General features: G+C 49.7%; 14 protein-coding genes and 1 tRNA gene. 11 read left to right on the top strand and 4 right to left on the bottom strand.

Translation table 11 applies throughout. The annotated features are described in order from the left end of the window. The first annotated feature begins 6 nt into the window (after window positions 1-6). Together fabV and BGX14_RS08230 are read left to right on the top strand one after the other, a co-directional pair. On the top strand, window positions 7-1200 hold the full coding sequence (gene fabV, locus BGX14_RS08235) for an enoyl-ACP reductase FabV (RefSeq protein ID WP_073303519.1): 1194 nt from the start codon (window positions 7-9) through the stop codon (window positions 1198-1200). 76 nt (window positions 1201-1276) lie between these two features. Further along, the gene (locus tag BGX14_RS08230) at window positions 1277-1642 is read left to right on the top strand and encodes a hypothetical protein (RefSeq protein WP_078776690.1); all 366 of its coding nucleotides are present in this window, start codon (window positions 1277-1279) and stop codon (window positions 1640-1642) included. Between the two features lie 57 nt (window positions 1643-1699). Here BGX14_RS08230 and BGX14_RS16510 read toward each other — a convergent pair whose 3' ends face one another. Beyond that, the gene (locus BGX14_RS16510) at window positions 1700-1837 is read right to left on the bottom strand and encodes a DUF4372 domain-containing protein (protein ID WP_078776691.1); all 138 of its coding nucleotides are present in this window, start codon (window positions 1835-1837) and stop codon (window positions 1700-1702) included. Between the two features lie 379 nt (window positions 1838-2216). Between BGX14_RS16510 and BGX14_RS08220 the strand changes: the two genes are divergently transcribed. The 3 genes from BGX14_RS08220 (at window position 2217) to BGX14_RS08210 (ending at window position 7894) form a co-directional block, all read left to right on the top strand. Further along, window positions 2217-3176 carry an IS30 family transposase gene (locus tag BGX14_RS08220; RefSeq protein ID WP_095878741.1) on the top strand — a complete coding sequence of 320 codons (960 nt, stop codon included), beginning with the start codon at window positions 2217-2219 and terminating at the stop codon, window positions 3174-3176. Window positions 3177-3808: 632 nt separating this feature from the next. After that, window positions 3809-4852 carry an IS1595 family transposase gene (locus BGX14_RS08215; RefSeq protein ID WP_095879581.1) on the top strand — a complete coding sequence of 348 codons (1044 nt, stop codon included), beginning with the start codon at window positions 3809-3811 and terminating at the stop codon, window positions 4850-4852. A gap of 231 nt (window positions 4853-5083) precedes the next feature. Further along, complete coding sequence (locus tag BGX14_RS08210) at window positions 5084-7894, top strand: TIGR02171 family protein (protein ID WP_158223273.1); 2811 nt, start codon at window positions 5084-5086, stop codon at window positions 7892-7894. 120 nt (window positions 7895-8014) lie between these two features. On the opposite strand, the gene BGX14_RS08205 is transcribed toward BGX14_RS08210, so the two are convergent. After that, a tRNA-Gly gene (locus tag BGX14_RS08205) sits at window positions 8015-8086 on the bottom strand. Window positions 8087-8238: 152 nt separating this feature from the next. On the opposite strand from BGX14_RS08205, the gene infC reads away from it, so the two are divergent. The 3 genes from infC to rplT are packed head-to-tail and all read left to right on the top strand — an operon-like array spanning window position 8239 to window position 9400. Then, window positions 8239-8850: a translation initiation factor IF-3 gene (gene infC, locus BGX14_RS08200; protein ID WP_073303592.1), complete on the top strand. Its 612-nt coding sequence runs from the start codon at window positions 8239-8241 to the stop codon at window positions 8848-8850. Then, the gene (gene rpmI, locus BGX14_RS08195) at window positions 8843-9040 is read left to right on the top strand and encodes a 50S ribosomal protein L35 (protein ID WP_073303525.1); all 198 of its coding nucleotides are present in this window, start codon (window positions 8843-8845) and stop codon (window positions 9038-9040) included. The genes infC and rpmI overlap by 8 nt, the downstream gene beginning before the upstream one ends. A gap of 12 nt (window positions 9041-9052) precedes the next feature. Next, window positions 9053-9400: a 50S ribosomal protein L20 gene (gene rplT, locus BGX14_RS08190; protein WP_073303527.1), complete on the top strand. Its 348-nt coding sequence runs from the start codon at window positions 9053-9055 to the stop codon at window positions 9398-9400. 34 nt (window positions 9401-9434) lie between these two features. Here the strand turns inward: rplT and BGX14_RS08185 are convergent, their stop codons facing one another. Further along, entirely contained in the window at window positions 9435-10640 is a 1206-nt protein-coding gene (locus BGX14_RS08185) for a sensor histidine kinase (RefSeq protein ID WP_143394195.1), read from the bottom strand. Between the two features lie 186 nt (window positions 10641-10826). Here BGX14_RS08185 and BGX14_RS08180 point away from each other — a divergent pair, with 186 nt between their 5' ends. Both BGX14_RS08180 and mnmE read left to right on the top strand, forming a co-directional pair. Beyond that, window positions 10827-11651 (top strand): RNA polymerase sigma factor RpoD/SigA, encoded by an 825-nt coding sequence (locus tag BGX14_RS08180; RefSeq protein WP_073303530.1) that lies wholly within the window; start codon window positions 10827-10829, stop codon window positions 11649-11651. A 138-nt stretch (window positions 11652-11789) separates the two neighbouring features. Then, window positions 11790-13223, top strand: coding sequence for a tRNA uridine-5-carboxymethylaminomethyl(34) synthesis GTPase MnmE (gene mnmE, locus BGX14_RS08175; RefSeq protein ID WP_083545734.1), 1434 nt, complete (start codon window positions 11790-11792; stop codon window positions 13221-13223). A 272-nt stretch (window positions 13224-13495) separates the two neighbouring features. Here the strand turns inward: mnmE and ahcY are convergent, their stop codons facing one another. After that, window positions 13496-14956, bottom strand: coding sequence for an adenosylhomocysteinase (ahcY, locus tag BGX14_RS08170; protein ID WP_095879578.1), 1461 nt, complete (start codon window positions 14954-14956; stop codon window positions 13496-13498). Window positions 14957-15356: 400 nt separating this feature from the next. Between ahcY and rpmH the strand changes: the two genes are divergently transcribed. Beyond that, the gene (gene rpmH, locus BGX14_RS08165; protein ID WP_073303535.1) at window positions 15357-15512 is read left to right on the top strand and encodes a 50S ribosomal protein L34; all 156 of its coding nucleotides are present in this window, start codon (window positions 15357-15359) and stop codon (window positions 15510-15512) included. The last annotated feature ends 3 nt before the right edge of the window (window positions 15513-15515 follow it).

Here is a 15515-nt window from a genome sequence, read left to right as displayed (position 1 = left end):
AAACTTATGGTTATTAAACCGCTTATTCGCAGCAATATGTGCATCAACGCCCATCCTATCGGTTGTGCGAAAGAAGTTGAAAATCAAATCGCCTATGTCGAAAAGAAAGCGTCGGAACGCGGAAAATTGCCCTGCGCTCCCAAGAACGTCTTGGTCCTCGGCTGTTCGACGGGTTACGGGCTGGCTAGCCGCATCGCTGCCGCTTTTGAATTTGGTGCGAACACCATTGGCGTTTCCTTTGAAAAGGAAGGCTCGGAATCCAAGAGCGGGACGCCGGGCTGGTATAACAACATGGCGTTCGACCAGGCGGCAAAAGCCAAGGGACTCGGCTGCGTCACGTTCAACGGCGATGCCTTCTCGGACGAAATGCGCCGTCAGGTCATCGAAGCTTCCAAACAGTTCGGCAAAATCGATCTCGTGATTTACAGCGTGGCGAGTGCGGTTCGCGTAGATCCGGTGACCGGTGAAAAGTATCGCAGCGTCCTGAAGCCCCTTTCCAAAACTTTCTCGGGTGCGACAATGGATGTCGTGACAGGGAAATTTTCCATCATCACTGCCGAAGTTGCGAACGAAGAAGAAAAGCGTCAGACGGTAAAAGTGATGGGTGGCGAAGACTGGGCGCGTTGGATTCAGCAGCTTTCCGAAGCGGGAGTTCTCGCCGAAGGCGTCAAGACGGTCGCCTATTCCTACATCGGCCCGACTTACACTCACGCCATCTACCGCGACGGTACCATCGGCGCCGCCAAAAAGGATATTGAACGCACTGCCCGCGAAATCAACGAAAAGCTGAAGCAGACGCTCTCCGGCGAAGCCTACATTTCCGTAAATAAAGGCCTCGTAACCCGTTCTTCCGCCGTCATTCCTCTGATTCCGCTGTATATCTCCATTCTCTTCAAAATCATGAAAAGAAACGGAACGCACGAAGGCTGTATCGAACAGATGGAACGCCTTTTTGCCGAACGCCTTTATATGGGCAAGCCTGTGCCGACCGACGACGAAAACCGGATTCGCATTGACGAACTGGAACTCGACCCGAAAGTGCAGGACGAAGTGGCGAAGTACATGGCCATTGTAAACGAAGACAACATCGCCGAGTTGGGCGATTTGGAAGGCTACCGCCACGACTTCCTTGCCACGAATGGATTTGACATTGCCGGAGTGGATTACGACAAGGATGTCGCTCGAATGGATACCATCTAGTCTTCTGTAAAATTTTCTTTCTTTTTGCCGCCCGGAAAGGCGGCTTTTTTATATTCTTTCAAAAGGAGGAATCACGATGATTGTAGATATTGGGCGGATTAGCAACTGGAATGCATCGAAGCACGAGGGAAGCGTTTACTCGGACGCGACGCACAGGACGTATTTTGTGCAGAAACGGGCATTTGGGCGCATTCGTCGGGAACCGATTGTGGGGGACTTCGTCACGATTGACCAACTGGATTCTCGGCTGAAAAATCGGGTTCTAGCCGGGCGGATTCGCGGACTGGAAACAAAGAAGTCCAGCATGGGGACGGTTTTGCTGGTTCTGCTCTTTTTTGCTGCCGTATTTTTGGTGTGGAAGTCGGGAATTTTGGATTCGTTTTCCATTACAAAAACAGAAGCTCCAGGAAAATTAGAGGCTCCCAGTTTGCTGCACCGCTGATGAAAGCGAGAGGGTTTTGAAAGTCGGGAGAAGTTGCCTTTTGCAAAAAAGTTGCCATCATGAAAGAGAGGGGTGTACCCCGGCGTGCGCTAGGTACCGCGCATCGGTGTTTACGGACATAAGGATGTCGCGCAGGGACCTGAAGTCCTTCATCACGGCGAACAGCAGCACGAGCAGGTGCTGGTAGCCTGACATAGCGTTCCCCGCCGACGCTACAGGAGAGTCTTAGGATTTTACTTTTCGGGAGGTGTTTTGCGACTTGTGCAAATAGCGGCTATCCGGTAAAATTTCTATTGTATATGGTGCTTTTGGCCTTGTCCTTTGTTGTAGACTGAACAACAGTCAAAAGTGGCGACTCTCGGAAACGGAAGCCGCCTTTTTTGTTTGATTTCAGGTTGAATTATCAAGTTTTACTGGACACTAATAATTCTAAATGATTCGGCATATCTCGCGAATTTTCACCGTCAATGCGACTGATATAGGTTGAATCGGGAAGAAAAAAAGTTCCCTAGGGCTAGCCCCTGGGGAACCTGGCCGAAACTTTTCTACCTTGCCGATTCTACCAAAAAAGGACATGGCGGTGAGTCTCAACCAAGCACAAAGATACGAAATACGAGCGCTCAATGCGGCAAAGATCCCCCCGAAAAACATAGCCTTGCAGCTGAAGGTCCACAAATCCACAATCTACAGGGAACTAAACAGGGGCGGCGGCCGCCAGCATTACGACCCGGTCAAGTCGCAGGAACGGGCAGACCTCCTTGCCGCGACAAGTCACCTGCATTACGACTACGACGAGGACGACTGGAAAATCGTGGACGGGAAAATCAAGGAAGACTACTCTCCCGAACAGGTGAACGGACGCGCGAAACTCGATGGGATGGGTGTCCCTAGCGTCGCCACGATATACAGGCATGTGAACAAGGACGAGGACCTGAAGAAGCACTTGCGGCACGGCAAGAAACCATACCGTAAGCGCGGGGAGAAGAAGGACAAGAGAGGCCAGATTGTAGGCCGCGTGCCCATCGAGGAACGTCCGGCAATCGTGGACGAGAAATCACGCGTAGGCGACATCGAGATAGACCTGATAAACAGCGCGGACCATGACGCGAACCTGCTCACGATCAACGACAGGATGACGAATTACAGCCTGATAAGGTATCTTCCGACGAAGAACGCGAAAGACCTGAAGAGAACGCTTGTGAGGGCGCTGAAGGACTTTGAGAAAACGTTCGAAGTCAAGATTCTCACAATCACTTCGGACAACGGGAAGGAGTTCGCCTGTCACGCAGAAATAGCGAAAGCTATGAAGGCGGATTACTACTTTGCGAACCCGTACCACTCCTGGGAGCGCGGTGCCAACGAGAACATGAACGGTCTAATACGCCAATATCTTCCCAAGAAGGAGTCGTTCAAGGGAATCTCTCCCCGGAAAGTTCGCTGGATACAGGATAAACTGAACAACAGGCCTCGAAAAAGGCTTGACTTTATGACCCCTTTAGAGTATATTTATACGCAAGTTAAACTACAAACCTAAGTCGCGTTAGCGACGAAAATCCGCCTCTTTATAATACTGCAAGTTATTGCAATTTCAAAAAGTTGGGGAAAATCTTATCCGACCCGAAGTCAAAAATGCAGGAAAATAAAAACTTGAAGAAGTTTGAAAACAATAAATTTCCATTAGCAAATTGTATTGGTAACCCGCTTACGGCTGCGGTGGTATTTTCTATATAAGTCCCCAAAAATTCATTTTCAAAAAATCGGTTGCATTAGAGTGGTTGGTTGTCCGTTGCCAGTGGTTAGAGATGAGTTGTCGGTTTTCGCATAAAATTAGGGGATTATATAAATCTTCCTCGGAATACTCGCGATTAACTCTTTTTTCAAAGAGAGAACTTTCTCTCGCAAGGGGGGGGGCTTTTTTCAAATGGGGCGTTTTTTCGCAGAATTTCTTCTAGCGGGCCGCGAGATGCTTCGCCTTTCCCATGGAAAATGGATTTTGGCTTGAACACAGGAGAAGCGGCAGACTCAGGGACCGGTTCTTGATTTTGAATTTTGACAGGCTTTCTCAAAAATGTAAATTATATTTTTGATTGGCTCTGTTCCCTCAAATGGTTGTTGACAAGTTTAAAATGACATAATTTGTCATTACTAAAATGTATATTTGTGGCGATGGACGAGATTGCGCCACAGATAGCCCTGCTCAGGCAGATGTACATGGGACTGGACAAGAAGTCCCGCAAGGCGTTCCTCGCCTCCATCGGCCACAAGGAAAGCCATGAGGAGAGTCCCGCCGGGAACAGTACCATAGACGCCTTCCTGCACGAGAAGCTCGGCTGCCATATCGCGTGTCCCGACTGCAAGTCCGAAACGGTTGTCAAGTGGTCCGTCCGCAAGGACGGAACCAGGCGATACAAGTGCAAGGCCTGCGGACGCACGTTCGTACTCGCGAGGAACACCGTGTTCTACCATGCAAAAATCGGGCTCGATATCATAAGGAAGTTCGTGGAGGGCATGAAGGAGAAAGATGTCCTGCGTCTTGCCGCGGAAAAATGCGGCATCGGGCTGAAGACCTCCTTCTTCTGGCGCCACAAGATCCTGGACTCCCTTCGCGGGGTGATGGACGGTGTCCGGCTGGACGGCATCGTGGAATCGGACGAGACGTTCTTCGCCATATCCTACAAGGGTGCAAGGGCGCTTCCCAGGGACGCCCACGATAGGGGGGTGCCGGCCTCGAAGCGGGGCCTCTCGGACGAGAAGACGTGCGTACCCTGCGCCGTGAACCGCGACGGGAAAAGCGTCTCGATGGTGTCGAACCTGGGAAAGGTCTCCGGCGCGGATCTGGAAAACGTCTTCGCCGGCCACGTGGCTGAGGGCGCGGTGTGGTGCTCGGACAGGGACCGTTCCCATCCAGGTTTCGCCGAGCGTCACGAACTCTACCTTATCCAGATCAGGAGCGACGGCCCGAGGACCAGGGGCGCATTCCACATACAGCATGTGAACGCCTACCACTCGGGCATAAAGAGGATGGTCAACGGGCACTTCCGCGGGGTCGCGACCAAGTACCTGAACAACTACCTGCTCTGGTACAATTTCTTCAACTACGGCGGGGGAACCCTCGACGAGCTGACGGACCGTCTCGCGGTCGACTTCACGCGCCAACGCAGGCGCGACATCTGGTCCCGCCCGGCCCTCCCGCTCCTGCGGGCCGCCTAGAACCCGTATCCGGCCCCGAATCCGGACGTCATCCACACAAGTCCGATGCCGCCGCCGGGCGATTTTGCGTTGGGCGTACCCTGCGGGCGATTCCTACGTATTTCCGGCGTATGTCCATGTTTTTTTGAAGGCGTATTTCCTCTTTTTCAGAGTAAAATCTATATTCACGCTAGATGTCTACAACCATAATGGCTAACAGAGCCTTTTGATTGTTCTAGCTTGGGAGGATGTGTGAAACTTTTTATCGGCATCTTGGCTGTTTTCTTTTTTATCGCTTGCAGTGACGATTCCGCGGGAACTTCATTGTCCAATGAAGAATCTTCCAGTTCCATAGCGGAAATCCCTACGGGAATGCTTCTTGTTGAGGGGTCTTCAGATACGGTTTTTCTCGGAACGGACAATAAGAATGCCAAGGAAAGCGAAAGACCGCGAATGCGGGTCGTTCTCGATTACGATTTTTTCTTGGACATCCACGAAACGACTTGCGGGGATTTTCTTGCCCTGATGGATTCCGTCAAGATTTCCGGCTGCGAAAGCGATAGTCTCCCCGTTTCCAATGTGACATTTTACGATGCGGCCCTCTTTGCGAACAGAAAAAGCAGACGGGCAGGGCTTGACACGGTCTATGAATATTCGGGCGCGATCTTTGACAAAAATGGAAGTGCGACCGATCTTTCCGGATTTTCGGTTCGCTTGGACCGCAACGGCTTTCGTCTTCCTACTGAAGCGGAATGGGTGAAGGCGGCTCAAGGGAATTTCTCGTTTTCGAAAAGTTTTCACAATTCCAATTCGGGTTTCAAAGCGCATCCGGTTTGTGAACTGGAAAAGGATTCCGCAGTGTTCTGCGATTTGTCGGGAAATTTGATGGAATGGGTGAACGATCCGCTCGGGCACCTCGTCGATACTCTGGTCGTTAATTTCGCAGGAGCTTCAAACACGAACGATTTGAATGAACGCGTCGTTAAGGGAGGACACTTCTCGCTGGATACGGCGAGCATCCACCTTTACAGTCGTGGCGACGTCTATGCGGTTACGCCTGCATCCTCTGCGGACTATGTCGGTTTCCGCCTTGCGCGCGGCAAGATTCCGAACGCCGTCTATCTGGATTCGGACGGCAAAATTTCCAGCGATCCGATTAAGCTTTTGGCCGACGCCGCCGAACTTTATACCTATTTCAAAACCTCCAACGTCAAACTCGCCTTCCGCAATGATCAGACGGGAAATCTGGTTTATATCGATTACTCCGCCGAGAGTCCTTCGCCTGTTGAAATTGAGGACACTATTGGCGTTTACCATCCGGTCATATCGCCGGACGGCAACTTCGTCGCGTTCTGTACGGGTCTCGAAGGGATTTCGGGCAAGTCCGCTCTCTATGTTCGCCATCTCGATTCCGCAGGTTCAAATCTTGTGAAACTTGGCGTCGAAAGTGCCGCGATTCCACGCTTTCAGGTTCTTGAAAACGGCGATACGGTTGTCCTCTACGTGACCGATGCCGGGAACAACAAGGAAAATGCCGATTTCAAGGCAAGGAGCACTTGGCAAGTTCCGTTTTCTAACGGAAAATTTGGAACGCCGCAAAAACTTTTTGATGGAGCTTTTCACGGTGGCGTTAGCTACGACAGAAAGCTTGCCGTAACGGGCGCAAGGCTTCTCCGTGCAAATCTCGCCGACAGTGGATCGACTCTTTTGGAAAACGCCGACGATACGGTCTGGTATAATGGCGAACAGGCGTGTAACGCATCGCTTGCGATGCTTGGTAAGCGTACTCTTTTTCTGGATTTCGCAAGTGCTACGGGCAAGAAGTTTGTCGGTGGTTCCTACCAGCCGCACGAATTTCTCTTCGTCGCGGACAGTGCGGGAAAACTTGTTCAGTCTGTCAAGGCTCCGGGCGGATACGCGTTTGATCACACCGAGTGGGCGGATGGGCTAGGCGAACATTTTGTGGCGAGTCTTACGAATGCGGATGGCGCACATAACAGAATGGTTTTGATTCGCACAAGCGATTCCTCTTTGCTGAATCTGGTCGAGGGTTCCGAACTCTGGCATCCGAACCTTTGGACGGATCGCGTGGAAAAACGACCCGAATCCGAACGAGACACGCTTCCTTCGGATACGACGAAAGGCTTTGTCCTCGATCCCGACAGCGCGGGCCAGTATTACAATACCTCGGGCGCCTGTCCCTGGGCCCTGCAATTCCGTTACAAGATGGAGTTGCTATGGCAGTATCGCGATTCGGCGAATATGGTCATCATGGGCTCTTCGCGGGCTTACTTCGGCATTTCTCCCGAATACTTCTCGGAGCCTTTGTTCGCTATCAATTTGGCAACGCAAGCGCAAACTCTTTATGGAACAAATCAATTTCTTGAACAATACATCTTTCCTCATCTTAAAAAATTGAAAGTAATTGTTCTGGTTATTGACCCAGATAGAGGTTCAATCAATAACGGATATAATAAGGACAATATGTTCTATACGGCCTGGGAAAGCTATCCGGGATATGTGTACGATAAAAACCATAATTACTGGGTTGATGGCGTTCCCAAGGGTTTAGACTCCCTGACTTACAATTCTCCCGGCAATGCGTCTTCGGCGACAAAGCTTCGGAAAAATCGAGGTTTTTGGCCGAATAGTTCCAAATCTTGGGGAGAGGCGTCCCTAGGTAGTGATACCGTATGGAATGAAGTACGCTTTGCAATTTATTACACGCATTTTGCCACTTTGACCTCTCTTCTTGAAACCTGTCGGGAAAAGAACATTACGGTGATTGGCGTTCTTACTCCGATGCATCCGGGCTACAGGGAAACAGGTGCCTACGGCTATCGCGGTCTCCAGCGCAGCAAGGCGGTTGAACTGATTGAAGAGCTTTCCGCTTTGCACGAAACCTATCCGAATTTCTATCTGATGGATGAAAACAAGATGGGCAACCATGATTACACGGACGAGATGGCGAACGACCATTCTCACCTTTCTGGTTTGGGTGCAGCCCAGCTTTCCCGCCGCATCGATTCCCTGATTACCAAATTGGGAATTTCCGTCGAATAGCGGTTGGCAAAGTTCTTTCACCCCGTTCTAAAAGCCGAGTGCGAACGCCAAATAAAGCGCAAACTTCAAGCGATTCGGAGCATTTAAAACAAAAAACTCCGAAGAACTCGGAGTTTTTAGAGCGGCGGACCGGGATTGAACCGGCAACCATTAGCTTGGAAGGCTAAAGCTCTACCATTGAGCTACCGCCGCAGCAATCCCAATTATACAAAAAAAACGGCAAAATCCAAAGGGGAATTTCTGGAAAAGTTGAACTTTTTGCAACTCTTTGCTAAATTTTCTGCGGAAATCAACCATTTTTCATGAGGTAGCATAACTTGTTTCCCAATCCGCGTTTGAGGCAAATGCCAAATCGTCCTGCTGACGGCACTCGTATCAACGAAGCCATTCATATTTCCCCGGTCCGCGTTATCAAGGACGACGGAACCCAGGAAATCATTGATACGCGCAAAGCTTTGCAGATGGCCAAGAACGCCGGACTGGATCTGGTGGAAGTCTCGCCGAATGCGAAACCCCCGGTTTGCCGAATTATCAATTACAGCAAATACAAGTTTGAACAGGCCAAGAAAGCGAAGGCGGCAAAAGCCAAGCAGCACGTGGTCAAGCTGAAAGAAATCAAGATGCACCCGAAGACCGCAGAAAACGATTATCTCTATCGGATTAAGCAGATGCGCGGTTTTTTGGAAAGTGGGATGAAAGTTCGTTTAATTATGCAGTTCCGTGGGCGTGAAATGGCGCACATGGACTACGGTCGCCGACTGATGGAACGCGCCAAAGAAGATTTGGGCGATGTCGGCGAATTGGAAACGGACTCGCGGATGGAGGGCAATACGCTCCTTTACATCTACGGTCCACGTCGCGGTGCCGCCCCAAAAGCGGCGCAGCAAAAGCCCGCAACCGAGCCAAAGGCAGCAGGTGAGGCTAAACAACAAACCCAAGAGGTCAATAATGCCTAAGATGAAAACCCACGGCGGTGCCAAGAAGCGCTTCCGCGTGACCGGCAGCGGCCACGTGAAGTTCAAACGCGCTGGTCTTCGCCACATTCTTACTAAGATGACGACAAAGCGCAAACGCAATTTGCGCAAAGCCGGAACCATCAAAAAATCCGATGAATACAGAGTCAAGCGTCTGCTTGTCAAAGCATAAGGAGTTGTAAGAATGCCACGTTCTAAGACTAGAGTTCCTTCTCGCGCCCGTCGCAAAAAAATTCTCAAGGCTGCCAAGGGCTACTTCGGCCGCCGCAAGTCGAATCTTCGCCTTGCGAAAGAAGCCGTCGCCCACGCAGGTCAATACGCATACGCTCACCGTCGTGACAAGAAAGGCGCATTCCGCTCCCTGTGGATTACTCGCCTGAATGCCGCTGTGCGCGAATACGATTTGAGTTACAGCCAATTCATCCATTTGCTTTCTCAGGCAAACATCAGCATCAACCGCAAGGTTCTGGCTGATCTCGCCGTTAGCGACCCGGAAGCGTTTGCTGCCGTCGTCAAGCAGGTGAAGGCTTAATCTTTAGAGAATGTTTTCTCGAAAATGCTTCGGTTTAAGCCGAGGCATTTTTTGTATCGACAGGAATTTCTTCCTGGAAATTTTTGAAACCTTTGAGTTCGATTTGTAAATCCGCTTTGTAGATGCCGTCTGCATTTTCGGTTTCGTAGCGGTATTTCCCCGGGTAGCAAATTTCCAGACGCTGTTTCAGATTGGCCAGCCCGATTCCGCTTTTGATGCGTGTCGATGCCGTTTGTGGCGTAATGGTGTTTTCTACGTGGCAATGCAGAATGTCGTTGTTTTCGGAAATATGGATTTCGATTCGGCTCGGGGATGAAGGGTGATAGCCATACTTAAAAGCGTTTTCGATTAAGGGCAGCAGCAGAAGCGGCGCAATTTGTTTGTCCTGTTCTTGGATTTTGGTTTCAATGATGCATTGCATATTGGGACCAAAGCGCAATTTCTCCAATTCGCAATACTTTTCCAGAAGGTCGATTTCCTTGTCCAAATCTACGGAAATTCCCTTGTTTTCGTGAAGCATTTGCCTTAGAATCGAAGATAGCCGAATCATCGATTTTTGCGCTTGTTTGGGATCGATATCGACGAGCGCGGTGATATTGTTCATAGTGTTGAACAGGAAGTGGGAGGAAAGCTGTTGTTTTAAAAAGGCGAGATCCGCCTGGATGTAGAAATTTTCCTGCACGTGTTTCAAGTAGGCGTTCTTGGTGTGGATGGCCCCCAGCTGCATTAGCACATTGAAAATGCAAATGATGATTGTCAGAACGCAGAAGGTCAAGAGAAATGTTGCAGTCGTCCACAGAGAATTAGGCTTGGTGATAAATTCAAAAAAAGTACTGTTTGTTCCGGATATCCAATGGATGGACAATTCCTGGAGAAGATAGCTTTCGATGAGGCAGATAAAGTTTAAAAGGCCAAATAGCTTGAAACGCTTTTTTAAGAACAGACGGGGGACGAAAAGAAACTGGTTTAAAAAGAAAATAGCGATGTAGTTGGTCACGGCGACAAGGGAAATGAGAACCTTTCCGCTGTGTTCGTGTTGCCGCGGATCGATTCCCGTCATAGCGGCGACATAACCGATGGAGAGCAGGAACAGCACCGTGATAATGCGCAGATAAATGGGCGATGGAATTTTTTTTATGGGAAGCCAAGCGGGCAATTTTTTCAGGGTTGCAACCTGTGCATTCATCGTTTCAAAATCGAGGCGGGAACGGTTCTTTTCTTCTGGAAAACTGCTTTTCATGTGCCTCAATATAAGGAGTTTTGGAACGAAATGACAAAAAAATGACAAAAACACGATAAATACGGACAAAAAGACGATGAAGCTTTTGCGAAAACGGGAGTTCTCTTTGACACTTCCCAAAAATGGAGGCTTTATATTGCAAAGTGCAGTGAAAAGGTCGCTGCCAACAAAAAGAGGTAAAGACAGATGAACTCCATTTACTTTCAGTATTTGAACGATATCGCCAAATATCCGCTACTCACACGTGAACAAGAAAAAATTTTAATTCAGCTCTCTGCCAAAGGAAATCGAGAGGCGCAAGACCTGCTCGTCAAATCCAATCTCAAATTTGTAGTGAATATCGCCAATCTTTATAAGGGGCAGGGACTCGACGCTTTGGAACTTATTAACGAGGGCAATATGGGCTTGATTGAAGCCGCCCGCCGTTTCGACCCCAATCAAAAAATCAAATTTATCAGTTATGCGGTCTGGTGGATTCGCCAGAATATTACCCGCGCCATTTCTGAAAAAGCCCGTCTGGTTCGGATAAGCGCCGAAAAAGAATTGGTCTTGCGTCGCTTTAATCGCGTTTCTTCCCAGACTCGCCAGGTTGTGGGTGGCCAGGTGACCATTGATCCGGAAAGCCTTGAAGGAGTCAGCCGCTACAAAGCGAAGGAAATCGAGAAAATTTTGCAGATGGGCACTCGCGCAGCGTCTTTGGATGCTCCGGTCGGGGAAGACGGTGACACGCCTTTGAGCGATTGCTTGGCTGCGGATTCCGAAGCGACTGACGCTCTGGCTGCTAAAAACGGGGAACAGGCTTCGTTGGATTTGCTCTTGAAAGAAAATTTGACGGACCAGGAACACCGTGTCATCGGGCTTTATTATGGCTTGGATATGGATGCCGACTTGAATTTGAAAGAAATCGGCAAAATGGTGGGACTTTCTAAAGAACGGGTTCGCCAAGTCAAGGAAAAAGCCTTGGCAAAATTGCGCAATACCAAAATCGACGAGGTCTTGGACGCCGCTTAAAAATTTTGGATTTTTACTCAAACGTTTTTTCTCTCCTATTCTCAAAACCCGGCTTCGGCCGGGTTTTTCTGTGTATTGGTCGTGCGTTTGTTCCGAATGGCATTTTGTTGCCGAAACGATTTGAGTTCGCTCGTCCAGATGCGAAATTTGCAAGACTCGCCCGTAAAGAATTTTTCGTACATTGGAGCGAAAATCTATATTTGCATCGTGGAACAGACTATTGTAGCTCCGGCGACTCCGAACGGGATTTCGGCTTTGGCCGCAATCCGTGTCAGTGGCGGGGAAACCGTTTCGATTTTAAAGCAGATGTTCGGCTGTGCAAATCCGACGCCGCGTCAAGCCGTTCTCGCTACGGCTCGCCACCCGAAAAACGGAAAATTGCTGGATAATCTGGTCTATATTTTTTACAAAGCGCCCCATTCCTACACCGGCGAGGATTCTTTGGAACTTTTTCCTCACGGGAACCCGCTCATCGTCCGGAACTTGCTGGACGCAATGTGTCAAATTCCAAATGTTCGTATTGCTTTTCCTGGCGAATATACGAAGCGTGCTTTCTTTAACGGAAAAATGGATTTGGTGCAGGCGGAATCTGTGGCGGATGTAATCCACAGTCAGACCCTTGCCGGTGTCGAAAATGCGCAAAAGCTGCTTTCCGGAAAATTTTCGTCGGATATTCGGCAGCTGGCACATCAGGTAAAAGATGTTTCTGCCCTGCTGGAATTGGATGTGGACTTTGTCGAAGAGGAAGCGGATCCCAATGTGGGAGGCTGGAAGGAACGCTTTTTGGAAATTCGAAATCGCATCCAATATCTGCTGTCGCATTTTAAAAATGCTGGGAGCTTGAATCGTGCGCCTCGCGTGGTTTTGTACGGCGCACCCAATGCGGGAAAATCGAGCTTGCTGAATGCCCTGCTGAAAGAAAATCGGGTCTTGGTAAGCGATGTGCCGGGGACTACGCGCGATTTCATTGAAACTCGATTGGCGTTGCCTTCGGGGGAAATCTCTTTGATTGATACCGCTGGCATTGCGGATGTGGCTCAAAGTGAACTGGACAGGCGTTCTATGGAACAGAGCGCTGCGGCAATTGAATCGGCGGATTTGGCGATATGCCTTGTCGATTCGGCGACGGAGTTTTCGGAAGACTCCCAAAAGCAAATCGCTTGCGCACGTTCCAAAAAACATTGGGTCGTTTTTTCAAAATCGGATTTAAAGGATGCGGAGTCTGGTGTGGGCAAGGCCAAAGGAAATGTCGCATCGGCAGAACGGATGGAGCTTTCTGCGAAAACCGGCGAAGGCTTGGACGCCTTTGTACAAAAATTGGAAAAGGCTTTGTTTCCGCAGGGAGAATCCGGCGAGGAGTATTGGATTACGAACGAGCGGGAATGCGCAGCGCTTCGGGACGCCGACCGTGGAGTCGAACGGATTTTGGATTTGCTGGATAAAAATCCGGCTCCTGAATTGCTCGCTTTTGAAATGCGTCAGGTGACTGCTGCGTTGGCATCGATAATCGGGGAAATTTCCAGCGAAGATATTTTGCAGACGATTTTCAGTGGCTTCTGCATTGGGAAGTAATTGTTCGCAGACAAAATCGGGGCGTTGTATAAATCCTCCACGACAGTTATTCGTTTTCAGTTCCAACTCCCAACTTTCAACTAACCACTAATCCCTAACCATGGTTCGACAACCGGTTGCTGAGCCTGTCGAAGCACACCAACCAAGCAAATCGAGGTGGAATTTTATATATAAATCCCAATCGAAGGGCACTAATCCCTAACTTGCTAAGCTCTAAAAAACAAGCCGCCGAACTGGGAGAAATTCGGCGGCTCGAATCCAAATGTGAAAAATCAGTACCGGTAAAATTCCACTTTATAAGGGCCTTCGACCGGAACGCCAATGTAATCGGCTTGCACTTGGGTCAGTGTTGTCAAATGAACGCCGAGTTTTTCTAGATGGAGGCGCGCCACTTTTTCGTCCAGAATTTTCGGGAGAGTGTAAACGGTTCCGGACTGGTAATGGCATCCGGCGACAGTCGGCTTGTTGTTGGCGTTGAGCCACAAGTCGATTTGGGCAATGGTCTGGTTTGTAAAGCTAGCGCTCATGACAAAGCTCGGATGTCCGGTTGCGCAACCCAAATTCAAGAGGCGGCCTTCGGCGAGCACCAGAACGCTGTGTCCATCGGGAAAGATCCATTCGTCGTATTGAGGTTTGATTTCGTTGCGGATAATGCCCGGGATTTTCTTTAATCCGGCCATGTCGATTTCGTTGTCAAAATGCCCGATGTTTCCCACGATGGCGCGGTGTTTCATCTTGGACATCTGTGCTGCGGAAATGATCATGGTGTTGCCCGTCGTGGTGACGAAAATATCGGCGAATCCGACGACTTCATCGAGAGTCTTGACTTCATAGCCTTCCATAGCGGCCTGGAGTGCGCAAATCGGATCGATTTCCGTGACGATGACGCGCGCGCCTTGACCGCGAAGGGATTGCGCACAGCCTTTGCCTACGTCGCCGTAACCGCAGACGACGGCGATTTTTCCGGCCATCATGACATCTGTCGCTCGGTTGATGCCATCGATCAGGGAATGGCGACAGCCATAGAGGTTGTCGAACTTGGACTTGGTGACAGAATCGTTCACGTTGATGGCGGGGAATTTTAAGCGGCCTTCTTTTGCCATCTGGTAAAGGCGATGCACGCCGGTCGTGGTTTCTTCGGAAACGCCCTTCAACGCTTCACGGGCGCGGGTCCACTGTTTCGGGTCTTTTTCAAAAATCTTTTTGCAGGTGGCCAAAAAAACTCCCCATTCTTCGGAATCTTTAGCGGGGTCGAAGTCTGGAACTTTCCCGGCGTCTTCAAATTCCGCACCGCAGGTGACGAGCATGGTCGCGTCGCCGCCGTCATCGACAATGAGATCCGCGGTTTTGCCATCCGGCCAGACAAGAGCTTTGGCTGTGTTTTCCCAGTATTCTTCGAGGGTTTCGCCCTTCCATGCAAAAACGGGAACGCCCTGCGGATTTTCCACGGTTCCTTTTTTGCCGACGACGACCGCCGCTGCCGCGTTGTCCTGGGTGCTAAAGATGTTGCAGCTGACCCAGCGGACGTCTGCGCCGAGTTCGGTCAAAGTTTCAATCAGGATGGCCGTCTGCACGGTCATGTGAAGGGAACCCATAATGCGGGCTCCGGCAAGGGGCTTTTGCCCTGCGTATTCTTTGCGGAGCGCCATGAGGCCCGGCATTTCGGTTTCGGCGAGGTCGAGTTCCTTGCGGCCTTCGACGGCGAGATTCAGATCCTTGACTTTAAATTCCATCGGTTCCTCTTGAAAAAGAAATTTATATGCGTAAATATAAAAAAACGCATAAACCTTCGGAGGCTACCATTTGATTTTTTCAAGAATCGTGCCGATGGTCAGGGAATCCCGGTAAGCGCGTTTTTTTTTTGGGGGGGGGGCGAATGGTTCATCGGACATGCTAATTGTTCGTTTTGCGATGAGGAATAAAATCGGCAAATCTTTGACAAGAAATTTTTGTCAATGTCTTCTGGTGGAAAATTTCTTTGTATTCAACATTTTTTCAACGTTTTGTCCACATTTGATGGCGAAAACGCCCGCATTCCCCAGAACGCTATCCCTTGTGAAGTGGATTTTTTTTACTATCTTTAGGGCTCAAAAGTTTTTCATGGCGATTACTGTCGCCTAAGGGTTTAGAATTATGAAAAGAACATTCCAGCCGCACAATCGCAAGCGTAAGAACACTCACGGTTTCCGTTCTCGTATGGAAGACCGTTGGGGTCGTGCCGTACTTAGCCGTCGTCGCGCTAAAGGCCGCAAACGCCTCACCGTCAGCGATACCATTTATAAAAAGTAGGGC

Origin of the sequence: Fibrobacter sp. UWS1, assembly GCF_002300445.1 — a bacterium.
GTDB lineage: Bacteria > Fibrobacterota > Fibrobacteria > Fibrobacterales > Fibrobacteraceae > Hallerella > Hallerella intestinalis.
This window is presented reverse-complemented; position numbering and strand designations above follow the sequence as displayed.